The organism is Micromonospora sp. NBRC 110037, assembly GCF_001652995.1.
GTDB classification, from domain to species: Bacteria; Actinomycetota; Actinomycetes; order Mycobacteriales; family Micromonosporaceae; genus Micromonospora; species Micromonospora chalcea.
On the sequence record NZ_BBVA01000005.1, the window covers coordinates 414,579 to 431,432 of the forward strand.

A 16,854-nucleotide genomic window follows, 5' to 3' on the forward strand; every position below is an offset into this window, starting at 1 on the left:
ACGTGTCAGGCCAGGCCGGCGCGGCGCAGCGCCTCCGCCATGGCGTCGTTGACCGGGGCGCCGCCACCGCGCCCGGGCCGCTGCTGCTGGCCACCGCGCGACGTGCCGCCCTGTCCGCCACCGCGTTGCCCGCCGCCGCCCGAGCCGCCGCGTTGGCCGCCTCCGCTCTGCCCGCCGCCCGAGCCGCCGCGCTGGCCGCCCTGCTGGCCACCACCGCGCTGCCCGTTCTGCTGGCCGCCGATGCGTCCCTGGCCGCCGCCGCGTGGCCCGCCGCCCTGACCGCCCCGGTCCCGTCGGCCGTCGCCGCCCGCCGGGCGCCCGCCGCCGGCTGGCGCCTCGTCGTCCAGCCGCAGCGTCAGCGAGATCCGCTTGCGCGGCACGTCCACGTCGAGCACCCGGACCTTCACCACGTCGCCGGACTTCACCACGTCGCGCGGGTCCTTGACGAACGTGTGCGACATGGCCGAGACGTGCACCAGCCCGTCCTGGTGCACGCCCACGTCGACGAACGCGCCGAACGCGGCCACGTTCGTCACCACGCCCTCCAGCACCATGCCGGGCGTCAGGTCGCTGATCTTCTCCACGCCCTCGACGAACGTCGCGGTACGGAACTCCGGACGCGGGTCACGACCCGGCTTCTCCAGCTCGGCGAGGATGTCGGTGACGGTGGGCAGGCCGAACGTGTCGTCGACGAAGTCGGTCGCGCGCAGGCCGCGCAGGATGGCCGACTTGCCGATCAGCGCGCGCAGGTCCTGCCCGGTGGAGGAGAGGATGCGACGCACCACCGGGTACGCCTCGGGGTGCACGCTGGAGGAGTCCAGCGGGTCGTCACCGCCGGGGATGCGCAGGAAGCCCGCGCACTGCTCGAACGCCTTCGGCCCGAGCCGGGGCACCTTCTTCAGCTCCGCCCGGGTGCGGAACGGCCCGTTGGCGTCGCGGTGCAGCACGATGTTCTCGGCCAGCCCGGCGCCGATGCCGGACACCCGGGTGAGCAGCGGCGCGGAGGCGGTGTTGACGTCCACGCCGACCGCGTTGACGCAGTCCTCGACCACCGCGTCGAGCGAGCGGGACAGCTTCACCTCGGACAGGTCGTGCTGGTACTGCCCGACGCCGATCGACCGCGGGTCGATCTTCACCAGCTCGGCCAGCGGGTCCTGGAGACGGCGGGCGATCGACACCGCGCCGCGCAGCGAGACGTCCAGGCCGGGCAGCTCCTGCGAGGCGTACGCGGAGGCGGAGTAGACCGACGCGCCCGCCTCGGAGACCACCACCTTGGTCAGCTTCAGCTCCGGGTGCTGCTTGATCAGGTCGGCGGCGAGCTTGTCGGTCTCCCGGCTGGCGGTGCCGTTGCCGATCGCGACCAGCTCGACGCCGTGCGCGGCGGCGAGCGTGGCGAGCGTGTGCAGCGAGGCGTCCCACTGCCGGCGCGGCTCGTGCGGGTAGATCGTGTCGGCGGCGACCACCTTGCCGGTGGCGTCGACGACCGCCACCTTCACACCGGTGCGCAGGCCCGGGTCCAGACCCATGGTGGGACGCGCGCCGGCCGGCGCCGCCAGCAGCAGGTCACGCAGGTTGGTGGCGAAGACCCGCACGGCCTCCTCCTCGGCCGCCTGCCACAGCCGCATCCGCAGGTCCGCGCCGAGGTGGATGAGGATCCGGGTACGCCAGGCCCAGCGCACCGTGTCGGCCAGCCACTTGTCGGCGGGCCGTCCCTGGTCGCTGACGCCGAAGCGTCCCGCCACGGCGGCCTCGTACCGGCTGGGGCCCGGGTTCACGTCGGCGTCCCCGTCGGCCTCCGGATCCATGGTCAGCTCCAGCACGCCCTCCTTCTCGCCCCGGAACATGGCGAGGATGCGGTGCGAGGGCAGCTTCGGGTACGGCTCGGCGAAGTCGAAGTAGTCGGCGAACTTCGCCCCGGCGGTTTCCTGACCCTCGCGTACCCGGGAGACCAGCCGGCCCCGCGACCACATCTGCTCGCGCAGCGTGCCGATCAGGTCGGCGTCCTCGGCGAAGCGCTCGATCAGGATGGCCCGCGCGCCGTCCAGCGCGGCGGCGGCGTCCGCGACGCCCTTGTCCGGGTCGGCGAACCCGGCGGCGACCGCCTTCGGGTCCTGCGCCGGGTCGGCGAGCAGCGTGTCCGCGAGCGGCTCCAGCCCGGCCTCGCGGGCGATCTGCGCGCGGGTGCGCCGCTTCGGCTTGTAGGGCAGGTAGATGTCCTCCAGGCGCGACTTCGAGTCGGCGGCGAGGATCTGCGCCTCCAGCGCCTCGTCAAGCTTGCCCTGGCTGCGGATCGACTCCAGCACCGCCGCGCGCCGCTCGTCCAGCTCGCGCAGGTAGCGCAGGCGCTCCTCCAGTGTGCGCAGCTGCGCGTCGTCGAGCAGGCCGGTGGCCTCCTTGCGGTAGCGGGCGATGAACGGCACTGTGGCGCCGCCGTCGAGCAGCTCGACTGCTGCCCGCACCTGACGTTCGGCGACGCCGAGTTCCTCGGCGATCCGCTGGTGCACTGACTGGGTCACGATCTGATCCGCCTTCTCGGGTGGGTTCCCGTGCATTCTGCCGTCCCGGTGCGACGCCGGCGTCCGCGCCCGTCCGCGTCCGGCGGAGGATCCCTAACAGTCAGAAATATTCACGTTATGTACGTCTATTCCACGCATGATGAAACGAGGGTGGCAAAAGCGACAAGAGGTTGCTGGGATGGGAGGCACAATCCCGACCTTGGAGGTCCCATGAGGATCCGCCTGTCCTGGCGCGCGCCGGTGGCCGCGGTGCTCGCCCTCGGCCTGGCGGGAACGCCGGTGACCGGCGCGGCGGCGGCCCTCCCCGAGCGGAGCGCGACGCTCAGCGCGTACGCCCGGGACGGCTACCTGCCGCGCCTGCTGCCCGGCTCGGTCTCACCGACCTCGCGGCAGATGACAGTCCCGCGGACCGACCCGCTGGCGCACGACGCCTCCGGGGTGCGGCTCTTCAACTGGCAGGGCGTCCTCTACGACCACCCGGTGGTCCAGGCCGACTGGGGGCTGGACAACCTCAACGCCTACCAGGTCACCGGTGACCGCTTCTTCCTGGACCGGGCGATCGCGCAGGCCCGGCGGAACCTGGACCGCAAGGTGGAGTCCCGCGGGGCGTGGTGGTACTCGTACCCCTTCGACCTGCCCCGGTGCACCGGGCTGGTGCTCCAGGCGCCCTGGTACAGCGCCATGGCGCAGGGGGAGCTGCTCAGCCTGTTCGTCCGGCTGTACGAGGTGACCGGCGACGCCACGTGGCGTACGGCGGCGGACCGCACGTTCCTCAGCCTCACGCTCGAACCGCAGCTCGGCGTGCCCTGGGTCAGCTGGACCGACGCGGACGGCTACCTGTGGCTGGAGGAATACCCGGACAGCCCGGGGGTGCGCGGGGAACGGGTCCTCAACGGCATGATCTACGCGTTCTACGGCGTGTACGACTACTGGCGGATCACCCGGGACAGCCGGGCGGTGAGCCTGATGGACGGGACGGCCACGACGGTGCGGCGGTACGTGCCGGCCATATTGCGCGTCCCGCAGTGGGCCAGCCGGTACTCGGTCGGCTGCGCGCGTTCCTACCCGAGCTACCACCAGGTGCACACCCAGCAGATGCTCTCGCTGCACCAGCTGACCCATGCCGGCGTGTTCGCCGCGTACGCCGACGTGCTGCGCGCCGACTATCCGTACCCACCGGTCGACGGCATCGTGTGGTTCGGTCCCGGCTCCCACGTCGCCTACCAGTTCGATGCGGCCGGCCGGATCGTCGCGCAGAAGTCGATCAATCTGATCCGCTTCTCCACCGCCACCGCCGACCAGCGCGTCCGGGTGACCGGCCGGGGCGTCTACTACCGCATGGCCAACGGCGTGTTCGCCGGCATGTTCGTCGCGGAGGACGCCGCGAACCGGTGGCTCGCCGGGAAGTTCGTCCAGCACACGTACGCGCCCACCCGGTTGCTGACCGTGGAGCCCGGCACCTACACCGGCTACGCCTACGACAGCAGGTGGCAGGTGGTCGGGTCCAAGACCGTCACCTTCCCGCGCACCTCGGGCGCGCCGATGGGGGCCAGTGCCTGGGTGAACGGCCGCCTGAGCTACCAGGTCACCGCCGGCACCTACCTGGGCTACTGGCTGCCGGCGGCCCCCGGGCTGGTGCTGGGGGACGCGCCCCCGCTGCCCTAGCCACAGGTCGCGGCGCGCCGGGCGAGTCGCTGCGCTAGCGTGGCGATCATGGAGGCACCTGCGGATCCGCGGGCCCGGCGGCTCTTCGGGGGCAGCGCCCGGGCGCTCGGCGACCTGGCGGCCGGCCCGTTCCGGGCCGACCGGGACCGGATCGTCGGCTCGCCGTTCTTCGCCCGGCTGAACGGCGTCACCCAGGTGATCAGTCCCGGCGGGTCGGGGCTGCTGGTGCACAACCGGCTCACCCACAGCCTCAAGGTCGCCCAGGTGGCCCGGGCGATCGCCGAGCGGCTCATGGCCGACCCGGCGTACCGGGACCTGCTGGACAAGCTCGGCGGCTGCGACCCGGAGGTGGTGGAGGCCGCCGCGCTCGCGCACGACCTCGGCCACCCGCCGTTCGGGCACCTGGGGGAGCGGGTGCTGGACCGGCTGGCCCGGCAGCGGCTCGGGCTGGCCGACGGCTTCGAGGGCAACGCCCAGTCGTACCGGATCGTCACCAGCACCGAGATCCGCGGCGCGGCGACCACCGGGCTGGACCTGACCGCGGCGGTCCGGGCCGCCATGCTGAAGTACCCGTGGACCCGGCTGGACCATCCCGACCCGCACCCCCGGCACCTCGACCCGGCGCCCCGCGGCGCGGCGGCCCCGCCGGAGGACCCGGAGAGCGGGTCGGTGAAGTTCGGCGCGTACCGCACCGAGCTGGACGACCTGCGTCAGGCGCGGGAGCCGTTCGCCGGCCGCATCCCGGACTGGCAGCAGACGCCCGAGGCGTCGGTGATGGACACCGCCGACGACATCGCGTACGCGATCCACGACGTGGAGGACTTCTACCGCGTCGGCGTGCTCCAGCAGGGCGCGGTGGCGGCCGAGCTGATGGCCTGGCAGCGCGAGTGCGGGCACCTGCGGTCGATCACCGCGTCCGCGCTGGAGGCGGCGGGCCGGCGCCCCGGCGCGGCGATCGAGCGGCTGCGCCGGCAACTGCACCGCAAGGACGGCTGGATCGCCGACGACGAGGCGTTCGCCGCCGCAGTCGAACACGTCCGCGAGGAGCTGGTGGAGGGGCTGCTGGCGCTGCCGTTCGACGGCTCGATCGAGGCGGAGCAGTACGTCGCCCGGTTCTCCGCGCGCTGGTCCACCCGCTTCGTGGACGCCATCACGGTGACCCCGGAGCCGCACGTCCGATCCGGGTACGTGCTGCTGGCCAAGGCGCAGTGGCACGAGGTGCAGGTGCTCAAGTTCGTGCACCACCGGTTCGTGCTGGCCCGCCCGGACCTGGCGCTGCACCAGCGCGGCCAGGCCCGGCTGCTGGGCACGCTGGTGGAGGCGCTCTGGGAGTGGCTGCTGGACCCGGACGAGGAGTCCCGGCTGCCGCGACGGCTGCACGACCTGGTGGAGCTGGCCGAGGCGGAGCTGCACCCGCGTACCCCGGACCGGATCGGCCGGGCCCGGGGCCGGGCGATCGTCGACTTCGTCGCGCAGCTCACCGACGGTCAGGCGGTGGCCATGCTGGACGCGCTGTCGGGCCGTTCCGGCGCGCTCTGGACCGACGCCTTCGTGCTCTGAGGACCGCTCAGCGGGCCGGTACTCCCTTGACCACGATCTCCGGCGGCACGTCGCGTACCACGCACGCGCCGGCGCCGACCGTCGCGCCGGCGCCGACCCGCAGGCCGGGGAGCACCACCGCTCCCGCTCCGATCAGCGCGGCGGTGTCGAGGCGGCAATCGCCCGACACGGCCGCGAGCGGGTGCAGGGAGACGTAGTCGCCGACCACGCAGTCGTGCGCGAGTGTGGCGTTCTGGTTGACGTGCAGGTGCCGCCCGGCGGTGACGTTGGTGGTGATCCGGCCACCGGCGAACACCACGAGGCCCTCGGCCGACACCAGGTCCGGGCCGACGGTGGCGTCCGGGTGGACGAGACTCGCCGCCGGCCTGCCGTACGTGTCGACCCGCGCGCCCACCTTCTGCCGGACACGTGGGTCGCCCAGGCCGAGGACGACGTGGGTCTGCGGTGGTAGTTGCCCGAGCGCCGCCACGGTCCCCAGGTACGGCGCGCCACACGACTCGGCGCGTTTGCGGTTCCGCTCGGACGGGTTGTCGTCGACGAAGCCGGCCAGCCGCCACGGCGGTCGAGCGGCGGACTCGTTGACCGCCGCCACGATCTGGGCGATCTCCCGGCCGTGGCCGCCGCACCCGACGACGACGAGGTCGAGGGTCACCGGGACCCGCTTCCCGCGGTCGCCGCCACCGGATCCTCCGCGGCGGTGCCACGGAACTCGTGCGCGGTGGCGGCGCCGGGCGCGCTGATGCCCTGCCGCCGCAGCACCGCGACTGCGGTCCGGGCCAGGATGCGGGCGTCCAGCCGCAGGCTCCAGTGCTCCACGTAGCGCAGGTCGTAGGCGAAACGCTCCGCCCAGCCCAGTTCGTTGCGGCCGTTGACCTGCGCGAGCCCGGTGAGGCCGGGCCGGACGTCGTGCCGGCGGAACTGCTCCGGCGTGTAGAGGTCGCGGTAGCTGGTCGGGAACGGGCGCGGGCCGACCAGGCTCATGTCGCCGCGCAGGATGTTCCAGAGGCTGGGCAGCTCGTCCAGGCTGGTGGCCCGCAGCCAACGCCCCAGGGGCGTCAGCCGTGCCTGGTCGTCGCCGGGGGAGAAGCCGTCGCCGCCGCCCGCCATGGACCGGAACTTCAGGATGGTGAACTCCCCGCCGTACCGGCCGATGCGCCGCTGGCGGAAGAGGACCGGGCGGCCCATGCCGAGCAGCACCGCGACCGCCACCGCGGCCAGGATCGGTGCCGTCACCAGCAGGGCGGTCGCCGAGACGACGACGTCGACACCCCGTTTGACGGTGGCGGCGACGCCTGCCTGCGGTGTGGGTGTGCGGGGCTCTTCCACGCCTGGGGATAGGCGAACCTGCATGCTGTCCTCCGGCCGCTGACTCGTCAGCGAACAGAGTACGCAAATATGCGCAGAAGATTGCCTTGTCCGAATTTTTCGGCGTGGCTCAGGCGACCGACTGCCACCAGCCGTCCACCGCCGGCGGCTCGTCGACCACCACCCGCTCGCCCGGGCGCGGCACTGCGAGCCGCACGTCGCGCGCCTTCGCCTCGGCCCAGAGCCGGTCCACCGGCTCGGACCAGTCGTGCAGGGCCAGGTTGAACGTGCCCCAGTGCACCGGCACCAGCAGTCCGCCGCGTACGTCGAGGTGGGCGGCGACCGCCTCCTCCGGGAACATGTGGATGTGCGGCCACGCCCTGTCGTACGCGCCGATCTGCATCAGCGTCACGTCGAACGGGCCGTGCTCGGCGCCGATCGCGGCGTATCCGTCGAAGTAGCCGGAGTCGCCGGTGTAGAAGACCTTCCGGTGCGTACCGGTGATCGTCCAGGAGCTCCACAGCGTGCCGTCGCGGCGCAGTCCGCGCCCGGAGAAGTGCTGCGCGGCGGTGGCGGTGAGCGTCAGCCCGCCGGCCCGGTGGCTCTCCGACCAGTCCAGCTCGACGATCCGGTGCTCGGGTACGCCCCAGCGGGCCAGGTGGGCGCCGACGCCGAGCGGCACCACGAACGGTGCGGACTGGAGATCGGCCAGCGTGCGGACGGTCTCCATGTCGAGGTGGTCGTAGTGGTCGTGTGAGAGCAGCACCGCGTCGAGCGGGGGCAGGTCGGTGAGGCGGACCGGCGGCTCGTGGATGCGCCGCGGGCCGACCAGCCCGGACGGGGAGCACCTGTCGCTCCACACCGGGTCGAGCAGCACCCGGTGTCCCTCGATCTCGACGAGCGTGGAGGCGTGGCCGTACCAGACGACGTTCAGCTCGCGGGCCGGGTCGGCGGCGGGCGCGGCGCCGGGGCGCAGCAGCGGCACCGGGCTGCCCGGCCGCCGCTTCTGCTTGCCGAAGACCAGCTCCCGGAGCAGGTTGCGGCCCGGGTCGGCGACCATCGTGGCGCTGGCGCCGGCCGGGTTGTGGAAGGTGCCGTCGCGGAAGCGCGGTGACCGGGCCGCCCGTTCCGCCCGGGCGCCGGTGAGCCGTCCGCCGAGCTGCGCCGGTACGTGCCGCGCCGCCCAGGCCAGCCCGGCGACGGCGGCCAGCCCGGCGAGCTTCCACACCCGCCCGCCGCGCGTCCGGTCCGGCTCCTGCCCCGTTGCTTCCCGCATATTCGTCCCTCCGCCGTGTCCCGCCGTACACGGTAACCACAGTCGTCCCGGTCCGCCCGCACGCCCGGCCACCCACGCCACGGTCAGGGCAGCCGGCGGCGTACCGCGGACGCCACAGTCGCCGCGCGTCCGCCCACGGCCCGGACCACCTGGGACACCTCCGGCAGCCACCCGCCCCGGACCGCCTCACCGGCCGGGTTCGGCGTGAACACGATGCCCCGGTGGGCGGCGATCGGCTGCCGGGTCAGCCCGGCCCGGCGCATCAGCGGTCCGACCAGCGCGTCGTACACCCCGGGCAGGGCGGTGAAGCCGAAGCGCATCACCACGTTGAGCCGCCCCACCGACACCTCGCGGCGCGGCCGGTCGAGACAGTGCGCGATGGCCCGCGCCACCCGTTCGGGCGAGGCGATCGGCGGCGGCGGACGGCCGACCCGGCCGAGGTAGTTGGCCGCCTGCCGGTAGACGGGTGTGTCCACGCTGCCCGGGTTGACCAGGCAGATCGCGACGCCCGGCGTCTCCCGTGCCTCCTGCTGGAGCGTGCGGGCCAGCCCTTGCAGGCCCCACTTGGCGGCCACGTAGCCGCTCATGTAGGGCGCGGTGATGTGCCCGAGCACCGAGCCGGTGAGCACGAGCGTGCCGCCGCCGGCCCGGAACCGGAGCAGCGCCTCCCGGGCCACCGCCGCGGCGGCCAGCAGGTCGGTGCGGACCACCTGGTCGAACACCTCGGCCGGCGTCTCGTCGAAACGGCCGTAGGCCATCACCGCGGCGGTGTGCACCCAGGCGTCGACGCGGCCGTATTCGGCCTGCGCCGCGTCGGCGAGCGCGGCCACCGCGCCGGGCTCGGTCACGTCCATCGGTACGGCGATCGCCCGCGCGCCCGCGGCCCGGCACTCGTCGCGCACCTCGTCGAGCGTGGCGGGGGAGCGGGCCGCGAGGACCAGCCGGTCCCCGCGGCCCGCCAGCTCCAGGGCGGTCGCCCGGCCGATCCCGCTGGTCGCGCCGGTGACGACCACCGTCCGGGTCACGGCGCGAGCACGACCTTGACGCAGCCGTCCTCCTTCTTCTGGAACATCTCGTACGCCCGCGGCGCGTCGGTCAGCGGCAGCCGGTGGGTCCGCAGGTCCTCGACGCCCAGCGGGTCGTCGTCGCGCTCCAGCAGCGGGATGATCTCGTCGACCCAGCGGCGTACGTGGCACTGGCCCATGCGCAGCTGGATGCCCCTGTCGAACATCTCCATCAGCGGCATCGGGTCCTGCTCGCCGCCGTACACGCCGGAGATCGACACGGTGCCGCCGCGCCGTACCGCCTTGAGCGCGGCGTGCAGCACCACGAGCCGGTCCACGCCGGCCTTGTCGGTCATCGCCTGGGCCAGCTTGTCCGGCAGCAGCCCGGCGGCGGTCTGGGCCATCTTGCCCAGCGGCGCGCCGTGCGCCTCCATGCCGACCGCGTCGATCACCGCGTCCGGGCCGCGCCCGTCGACCAGGTCGATGAGCGTGCCGGGCACGTCGTCGAGCTGGCTGACGTCGAGCACCTCGATGCCGTGCCGGCGGGCCATCTCCAGCCGCTCGGGGACCAGGTCCAGCCCGATCACCCGGCCCGCGCCGAGGTGGCGGCCGATCCGGGCGCTGAACTGCCCGACCGGGCCGAGCCCGAACACGGCGAGCGTGCCGCCGGGCGGGACGTCCGCGTACTTCACCGCCTGCCAGGCGGTTGGCAGGATGTCGGAGAGGTAGAGCCAGCGCTCGTCCGGGCCGGTGTCCGGGATCGTGATCGGGCCGAACTGGGCCTGCGGCACGCGCAGGTACTCGGCCTGGCCGCCGGGGATCGAGCCGTACAGCGAGGTGTAGCCGAACAGGGACGCGCCCTTGCCCTGGCTCTTGACCTGCGTGGTCTCGCACTGGGCGTAGAGCTGCCGCTCGCACATCCAGCACGAGCCGCAGGAGATGTTGAACGGGACGACCACCCGGTCGCCCTTCTTGAGCCGGGTCACCCCGGGCCCGACCTCCTCGACGACGCCCATCGGCTCGTGCCCGAGGACGTCGCCGGGCTTCAGGTACGGCCCGAGCACCTCGTACAGGTGCAGGTCGGAACCGCAGATGGCGGTCGAGGTGATCCGGACGATCGCGTCGGTCGGCTCCTCGATCCGGGGGTCCGGGACGTCCTCGACGCGAACGTCCCGCTTGCCGTGCCAGGTCAGTGCCTTCATGCCTGTATGTCCCCTCTCCGGTGCCGTCCATCGGACTGCTACCCGCGAGAGGCGGCTTGAATCGGCGGCGGCCCCCGTACGAGCGCGACCGCCGCACCCCTGGATGCGGGGTGCGGCGGTCGCGTGGGTCGTGCCGTGTCCGGTCAGGAGCCGGCGCGCTTGGCGGTCGCCTTCAGGTAGTCCCGGTTGAGCCGGCCGATGGTGTTCAGCGGGATGCCCTTCGGGCAGGCCGCCGCGCACTCGCCGATGTTCGTGCAGCCGCCGAAGCCGGCCTCGTCGTGCGCGTCCACCATGCCGATCACCCGGGTGTAGCGCTCCGGCTGGCCCTGCGGCAGCAGCGAGAGCTGGGTGATCTTCGCGGCGGTGAACAGCATGCCGGAGCCGTTCGGGCAGGCGGCCACGCAGGCGCCGCAGCCGATGCAGGCGGCCGACTCGAACGCGGCGTCGGCGTCGGCCTTCGGCACCGGCACCGAGTGCGCCTCCGGTGCGCTGCCGGTCGGCGCGGTGACGTAGCCGCCGGCGGCGATGATCTGGTCGAACGCGTTGCGGTTGACCACCAGGTCCTTGACGACCGGGAAGGCCCGGGCCCGCCACGGCTCGATGTCGATCGTGTCGCCGTCGGAGAACTGCCGCATGTGCAGCTGGCAGGCGGTGGTGCCGCGCTGCGGGCCGTGCGCCTCACCGTTGATCATGAGGCTGCACATGCCGCAGATGCCCTCGCGGCAGTCGTGGTCGAACGCGACCGGCTCCTCGCCGTCGAGGATCAGCCGCTCGTTGAGCACGTCGAGCATCTCCAGGAAGGACATGTCCGGGGACACGTCCTGCACCGGGTAGGTCACCATCCGACCCTTGTCCTCGGGGCCGTGCTGGCGCCAGATGCGCAGGGTCAGGTTCACTTGTAGCTCCGCTGCGTGGGGTGGACGTATTCGAAGGTCAGGTCTTCCTTGTGCAGCACGGGCTCACCGGTGCCGGTGTACTCCCAGGCCGCCACGTACGCGAACCGGTCGTCGTCGCGCTGCGCCTCGCCGTCGGGCGTCTGGTGCTCGGCCCGGAAGTGACCGCCGCAGGACTCCTCGCGGTGCAGCGCGTCGATGCACATCAGCTCGGCCAGCTCGAAGAAGTCGGCCACCCGGCCGGCCTTCTCCAGCGACTGGTTGAGCCCCTCGCCGTCGCCCGGCACGCGCACCCGCTGCCAGAACTGCTCGCGCAGCGCGCGGATCTCGTCGATCGCCTTGCGCAGCCCGGCCTCGGAGCGCTCCATGCCGCAGTGCTCCCACATGATCTGGCCCAGCTCACGGTGGAACGAGTCCACGGTGCGGTCGCCGTTGATCGCGAGCAGCCGCTTGATCCGGTCCTCGACGTCGGTACGCGCCGCGACCGCCTCGGGGTGGCTCGCGTCGACCTTGTCCAGCGGGCCGGAGGAGGCCAGGTAGTTGGCGAGCGTGTTCGGCAGCACGAAGTAGCCGTCCGCGAGGCCCTGCATCAGCGCCGAGGCGCCGAGCCGGTTCGCGCCGTGGTCGGAGAAGTTGGCCTCACCGATCACGAACAGGCCGGGGATGCTCGACTGCAGGTCGTAGTCGACCCAGAGGCCACCCATCGTGTAGTGCACGGCGGGGTAGATCCGCATCGGGACCTCGTACGGGTCCTCGCCGGTGATCCGCTCGTACATCTCGAAGAGGTTGCCGTACTTGGCCTCGATGGCCTTGCGGCCGAGCCGGTTGATCGCGTCGGCGAAGTCGAGGTAGACGCCGAGGCCGGTCGGGCCGACGCCGCGTCCCTCGTCACAGACGTTCTTCGCGGCGCGGGAGGCGATGTCGCGGGGGACCAGGTTGCCGAAGGACGGGTAGATCCGCTCCAGGTAGTAGTCCCGCTCGTCCTCGGGGATCTCCCGGGGGCTGCGCTGGTCGCCCTTGGCCTTGGGCACCCACACCCGGCCGTCGTTGCGCAGCGACTCGCTCATCAGGGTCAGCTTCGACTGGTGGTCGCCGGAGACCGGGATGCAGGTCGGGTGGATCTGCGTGTAGCAGGGGTTGGCGAAGTACGCGCCCTTGCGGTGCGCCCGCCAGGAGGCGGTGACGTTGCAGCCCTTGGCGTTCGTGGAGAGGTAGAAGACGTTGCCGTAGCCGCCGGTGGCGAGCACCACCGCGTCGGCCATCTCGGTGCTGATCTCGCCGGTGACCATGTCGCGGACCACGATGCCGCGCGCCCGGCCGTCGACGATCACCAGTTCGAGCATCTCGTGGCGGGCGTTCATCTCCACGTTGCCCAGGCCGATTTGCCGCTCCAGCGCCTGGTACGCGCCGAGCAGCAGCTGCTGGCCCGTCTGGCCCCGGGCGTAGAAGGTGCGCTGCACCTGCGCGCCGCCGAAGGAGCGGGTGTCCAGCAGGCCGCCGTACTCGCGGGCGAACGGCACGCCCTGCGCCACGCACTGGTCGATGATGTTGACCGACACCTCGGCCAGCCGGTGCACGTTCGACTCGCGGGAGCGGAAGTCGCCGCCCTTGACCGTGTCGTAGAAGAGGCGGTGCACCGAGTCGCCGTCGTTGCGGTAGTTCTTGGCGGCGTTGATGCCGCCCTGCGCGGCGATCGAGTGGGCCCGGCGCGGGCTGTCCTGGTAGCAGTAGGACCGCACCTGGTAGCCCTGCTCGGCCAGCGTGGCGGCGGCGGAACCGCCGGCCAGGCCGGTGCCGACCACGATCACCGTCATCTTGCGGCGGTTGGCCGGGTTGACCAGCTTCATCTCGAAGCGGTGGCGCTCCCACCGCGTCTCGATCGGGCCGTCCGGGGCCCGGGTGTCGGCGATCGGGTCGCCTTCGCGGTACAGATCCATGTCAGGACACCAATCCGGTGATCACGGCGAACGGGACCAGCAGGTAGCCGCCGACGAGCGCGACGGCGAAGACGAGCGCGGCGATCCTGGCCCGGCGCTCGCCCTTCGGGGTCTGCTGGCCGAGGCTGCGGAACGCGCTGAACGCGCCGTGGCGCAGGTGGAAGCCGAGGGTCACCAGCGCGAGGGTGTAGAAGAGCGTGACGTACCACCGCTCCGGCGCGAAGTCGGCGACGACGTTGCCGTACGGGTTGGCCGGGTCGCCCTGCGGGTTCAGGTGACCCGTGGTCAGGTCGAGGATGTGGTAGATCACGAAGAGCAGGATGATCACACCACCCCAGCGCATCGTGCGGGCCGCGTAGTTCACGTGGATCTTGCGGCGGTGCGCGTACCGCACCGGGCGGGCGGCCCGGGACCGCATCGCGAGCAGCGTGGCCGCGCCGATGTGCCCCAGCACGGCGACGGTGAGCACGGTGCGCTGGATCCACAGGAACCACGTCGTCGGCAGCAGTGGCGTGCCGATGTCGCGCAGCCAGTGCGCGTAGTGGTCGAACGAGGTCTCGCCCGTGAAGATCTTCAGGTTGCCGAGCATGTGCGCGATCAGGAACAGCACCAGAATGATGCCCGTCACCGCCATGACGGCCTTGAGGCCGACATTGGAGCGGATGGGCGACCGAGTTTTCGTGATTACCACGCGAACGACGCTAGGAGCACTTCGATCAGGCGTCCAATGCATCGAAATCGCAGCATTGATAGCCGTAGGCTATGTAGATGCAGCTCCATCAGCTTCGGTACTTCGTGGCGGTCGCCGAAGTACGACATTTCACCCAGGCGGCCGATCTTGTCGGCATAACCCAGCCCTCGTTGAGTAAGCAAATTCACGCGCTGGAGGCCGACCTGGGGGCCCCGCTGTTCGAACGGGTAAGGGGCAACATCACCCTCACCGCGGCCGGCGAGGTGCTGCTGCCGCTGGCCAAGCGGATCCTCGCCGACGTGGAGACCGCCACCCGCGAGGTGCAGGAACTGGTGGGGCTGCGCCGGGGCCGGGTCCGGCTCGGCGCCACGCCCAGCCTGGCCACCTCGCTCGCCCCGCCGGTGCTGCGCCGGTTCCGCGACGCGCACCCCACGATCGACCTGCGCGTGGAGGAGGGCGGCTCGCAGGATCTCGTCCGGGACCTGCTCCGCGGCGACCTCGACCTCGCCCTGATCATCATGCCGTCGGCCGGCACCGACCCGGGGCTGCGCGCCGACCCGATCCTGCGCGAGAGCCTGGTGGTCGCCTCGGTCGACCCGCTGCCGGGCGCCTCGGAAGCCGGGGAGCTGCGCATCACCGACCTGCGCGACCAGCCGCTGGTCATGTTCCGCGAGGGCTACGACCTGCGCGACGCCACGCTCCAGGCGTGCCGGGCGGCCGGGTTCGAGCCGACCCTGTCCGTCGACGGCGGAGAGATGGACGCCGTGCTCAGCTTCGTCGAGGCCGGGCTCGGCGTCGCGCTGGTGCCCGGCATCGTGGTGGCCCGCCGCGCCGGCATCCGGGTCACCCGGCTCGTACCGCCCGGGGTCCGCCGGACCATCGCGGTGGCCCGCCGCCGCGACGTGGTCCCCACCCACGCCGGGCGCGAGCTGCGCCGCATCCTCCTGGAGTACGTCCACGACGCCACCGCCGCCGACCAGCTCCCCGCCGGTGTCGAGCCGCTTGCCGCCATTTGACGGATCTCCGACATGTCGCGACGGATGTCCTTGCTCGTCCCGGCCGACCGGAACAGCATGGGAAGGCTGATGCCCGGCATGTGAAGACACGGGAGGTTCGCATGCGCCATCAAGACCCGTCCGGGGCCGCCGGCCCGACACCCGCACTGAGCCGGCGTGCCGTCGTCGCCGGCTCCCTGGCCGCCGCCTCGGTCCCGCTGCTCGGCGGTGGCCCCGCCTGGGCCGCGGCGTCCCCGGCGACCTCGCTCCTGGCGCCGGCGGACCCGGTCATCGACCCGGCCCTGGAGATCGGCCCGCCGGGGCCGGTCGAGCCACTGCCGAACCTGTCCGCGATCCCGGCCCGGGACATGCCCCGGCTGGCCCCGCGCGCGGCCTCCACCCCGGGCGCCGGCCGCGTCGGCGGACCGACCCGCCGGTACGCCGGCGCGGCGTCGGTGCCGTTCCAGTTCCGGTACGACGACTTCGAGATCCGGGAACTGCCGATCGGCATCGAGCCCTACCACATGACCTCGCCGGTCCCGCTCGTCGATCCCGGTGTGCACGACTCCACCGGGGTGCGCATGGTGCGCCTCGGCGGCCGCCTCTACGACCACCCGGTCGCGCAGGCGCAGTACGGCCTGCACCTGATGGAGGCCCACCGGATCACCGGGAACCTGACATACCTGGACCGGGCGAAGCGGCAGGCGCAGCGCCTGATCGACCGCCGCACGCTGCGCTCCGGCGCGTGGTTCTATCCGTACCCGTTCGACCACCGGCTGCACGGCGGCCCCGACCTCTACCCGGCGCCCTGGTACTCGATGATGGCCCAGGGGCAGGCGCTGAGCCTGTTCACCCGGCTCTACCAGCGCACCGGCGAGACGAAGTGGAAGGGCGCCGCGGACGCCACCTTCGCCTCGTACCTGCTGCCCGCGGTGGCCGGCCAGCCGTGGGGCGTGTACGTGGTCGACGGTCTGCTGTGGCTGGAGGAGTACCCGCACCCGAAGGCGGTCCGCGGCGACCGCACCTACAACGGGCACATGTTCTCCGCGTACGGCCTGTACGACTACTGGGTGCTCACCCGCAACGCCGACGCCAAACTCATGCTGCAGGGCGCGATCACCACCTACCGGGACGTGTGGGAGAAGACCCGGGTGCGGCACTGGCGCAGCCGCTACTGCCTGACCCACGGCATCGACGCCGGCCAGTACCACTCCACCCACATGTTCCAGTTCGTCCAGCAGTACGCCATCACCGGTGACACGTACCTGGCCCAGCTCGCCGACCTCTGGTACACCGACTACCCGCCCTACGGCGTGAAGGGCAACATCCGGTTCTCCTCCGGCACGCACACCGCGTACAAGTTCAACAGCGCCGGCACGGTGACCGCGCGGACGAAGATGACGCTGGCCCGCGCCAGCGCCGCGCCCTCCGGCGACCGCGTGAAGATCATGCGGCAGACCGGGATCTGGTACGCGATCACCGCCGGCACCCTGGCCGGCTACTACGTGCAGGAGTACTCGCCCTACCGGTACCAGGTCGGCATCTGCGCCGGGTTCGGCTACAAGCTGCACCGGCCCGGCACGATAGCCGTCGACGCGCCACCGGCGTACTCGATCGACGCCGCCGGGCTGATGAAGTCGGTGCCCACCACCTACCGGGTCGGTGACGCGGTGGCCATCGACGGCCGCTCGGTGCTCAACGGCCGCGAGCACGTCCGCCTCGTGGAGGGGCCGTACGCCGGTCGCTGGCTCGGCTTCGGCGCGGTGATCCGCCGCTGACCGGACCGCCGCGCCGGCGTCGGCCGGCGCGG

Annotated in this window: 13 protein-coding genes; 4 read left to right on the forward strand and 9 right to left on the reverse strand. The window is 72.5% G+C overall.

The genetic code is table 11. The features are described from left to right. Positions 1-5 precede the first annotated feature (5 nt). On the reverse strand, positions 6-2,516 hold the full coding sequence (locus A4R25_RS18150; protein WP_064447547.1) for a Tex family protein: 2,511 nt from the start codon (positions 2,514-2,516) through the stop codon (positions 6-8). A 210-nt stretch (positions 2,517-2,726) separates the two neighbouring features. On the opposite strand from A4R25_RS18150, the gene A4R25_RS18155 reads away from it, so the two are divergent. After that, complete coding sequence (locus A4R25_RS18155; RefSeq protein ID WP_069089936.1) at positions 2,727-4,181, forward strand: D-glucuronyl C5-epimerase family protein; 1,455 nt, start codon at positions 2,727-2,729, stop codon at positions 4,179-4,181. Between the two features lie 48 nt (positions 4,182-4,229). Continuing rightward, positions 4,230-5,741, forward strand: a complete 1,512-nt coding sequence (locus A4R25_RS18160; RefSeq protein WP_064447548.1) for a deoxyguanosinetriphosphate triphosphohydrolase family protein — start codon at positions 4,230-4,232, stop codon at positions 5,739-5,741. Between the two features lie 7 nt (positions 5,742-5,748). On the opposite strand, the gene A4R25_RS18165 is transcribed toward A4R25_RS18160, so the two are convergent. From A4R25_RS18165 to A4R25_RS18200, 8 genes are all read right to left on the reverse strand, one after another. Then, the gene (locus tag A4R25_RS18165; RefSeq protein WP_064447495.1) at positions 5,749-6,393 is read right to left on the reverse strand and encodes a NeuD/PglB/VioB family sugar acetyltransferase; all 645 of its coding nucleotides are present in this window, start codon (positions 6,391-6,393) and stop codon (positions 5,749-5,751) included. Then, positions 6,390-7,067 carry a sugar transferase gene (locus tag A4R25_RS18170; RefSeq protein WP_064447496.1) on the reverse strand — a complete coding sequence of 226 codons (678 nt, stop codon included), beginning with the start codon at positions 7,065-7,067 and terminating at the stop codon, positions 6,390-6,392. The genes A4R25_RS18165 and A4R25_RS18170 overlap by 4 nt, the downstream gene beginning before the upstream one ends. Before the next feature lie 109 nt (positions 7,068-7,176). Further along, entirely contained in the window at positions 7,177-8,322 is a 1,146-nt protein-coding gene (locus A4R25_RS18175) for an MBL fold metallo-hydrolase (RefSeq protein WP_064447497.1), read from the reverse strand. Positions 8,323-8,405: 83 nt separating this feature from the next. Continuing rightward, positions 8,406-9,347 (reverse strand): SDR family NAD(P)-dependent oxidoreductase, encoded by a 942-nt coding sequence (locus tag A4R25_RS18180; protein ID WP_064447498.1) that lies wholly within the window; start codon positions 9,345-9,347, stop codon positions 8,406-8,408. Then, positions 9,344-10,528: a zinc-dependent alcohol dehydrogenase gene (locus A4R25_RS18185; protein ID WP_064447499.1), complete on the reverse strand. Its 1,185-nt coding sequence runs from the start codon at positions 10,526-10,528 to the stop codon at positions 9,344-9,346. Before A4R25_RS18185 ends, A4R25_RS18180 begins: the two co-directional genes overlap by 4 nt. A gap of 143 nt (positions 10,529-10,671) precedes the next feature. After that, the gene (locus A4R25_RS18190) at positions 10,672-11,424 is read right to left on the reverse strand and encodes a succinate dehydrogenase/fumarate reductase iron-sulfur subunit (protein WP_030499798.1); all 753 of its coding nucleotides are present in this window, start codon (positions 11,422-11,424) and stop codon (positions 10,672-10,674) included. After that, positions 11,421-13,358 (reverse strand): fumarate reductase/succinate dehydrogenase flavoprotein subunit, encoded by a 1,938-nt coding sequence (locus A4R25_RS18195; protein WP_043325081.1) that lies wholly within the window; start codon positions 13,356-13,358, stop codon positions 11,421-11,423. Before A4R25_RS18195 ends, A4R25_RS18190 begins: the two co-directional genes overlap by 4 nt. 1 nt (position 13,359) lies before the next feature. Further along, positions 13,360-14,091, reverse strand: a complete 732-nt coding sequence (locus tag A4R25_RS18200; protein WP_176722908.1) for a succinate dehydrogenase cytochrome b subunit — start codon at positions 14,089-14,091, stop codon at positions 13,360-13,362. A gap of 35 nt (positions 14,092-14,126) precedes the next feature. Here A4R25_RS18200 and A4R25_RS18205 point away from each other — a divergent pair, with 35 nt between their 5' ends. After that, entirely contained in the window at positions 14,127-15,065 is a 939-nt protein-coding gene (locus tag A4R25_RS18205; RefSeq protein WP_043325079.1) for a LysR family transcriptional regulator, read from the forward strand. Positions 15,066-15,166: 101 nt separating this feature from the next. Continuing rightward, positions 15,167-16,822, forward strand: a complete 1,656-nt coding sequence (locus A4R25_RS18210) for a D-glucuronyl C5-epimerase family protein (RefSeq protein ID WP_064447500.1) — start codon at positions 15,167-15,169, stop codon at positions 16,820-16,822. Positions 16,823-16,854: the final 32 nt, after the last annotated feature.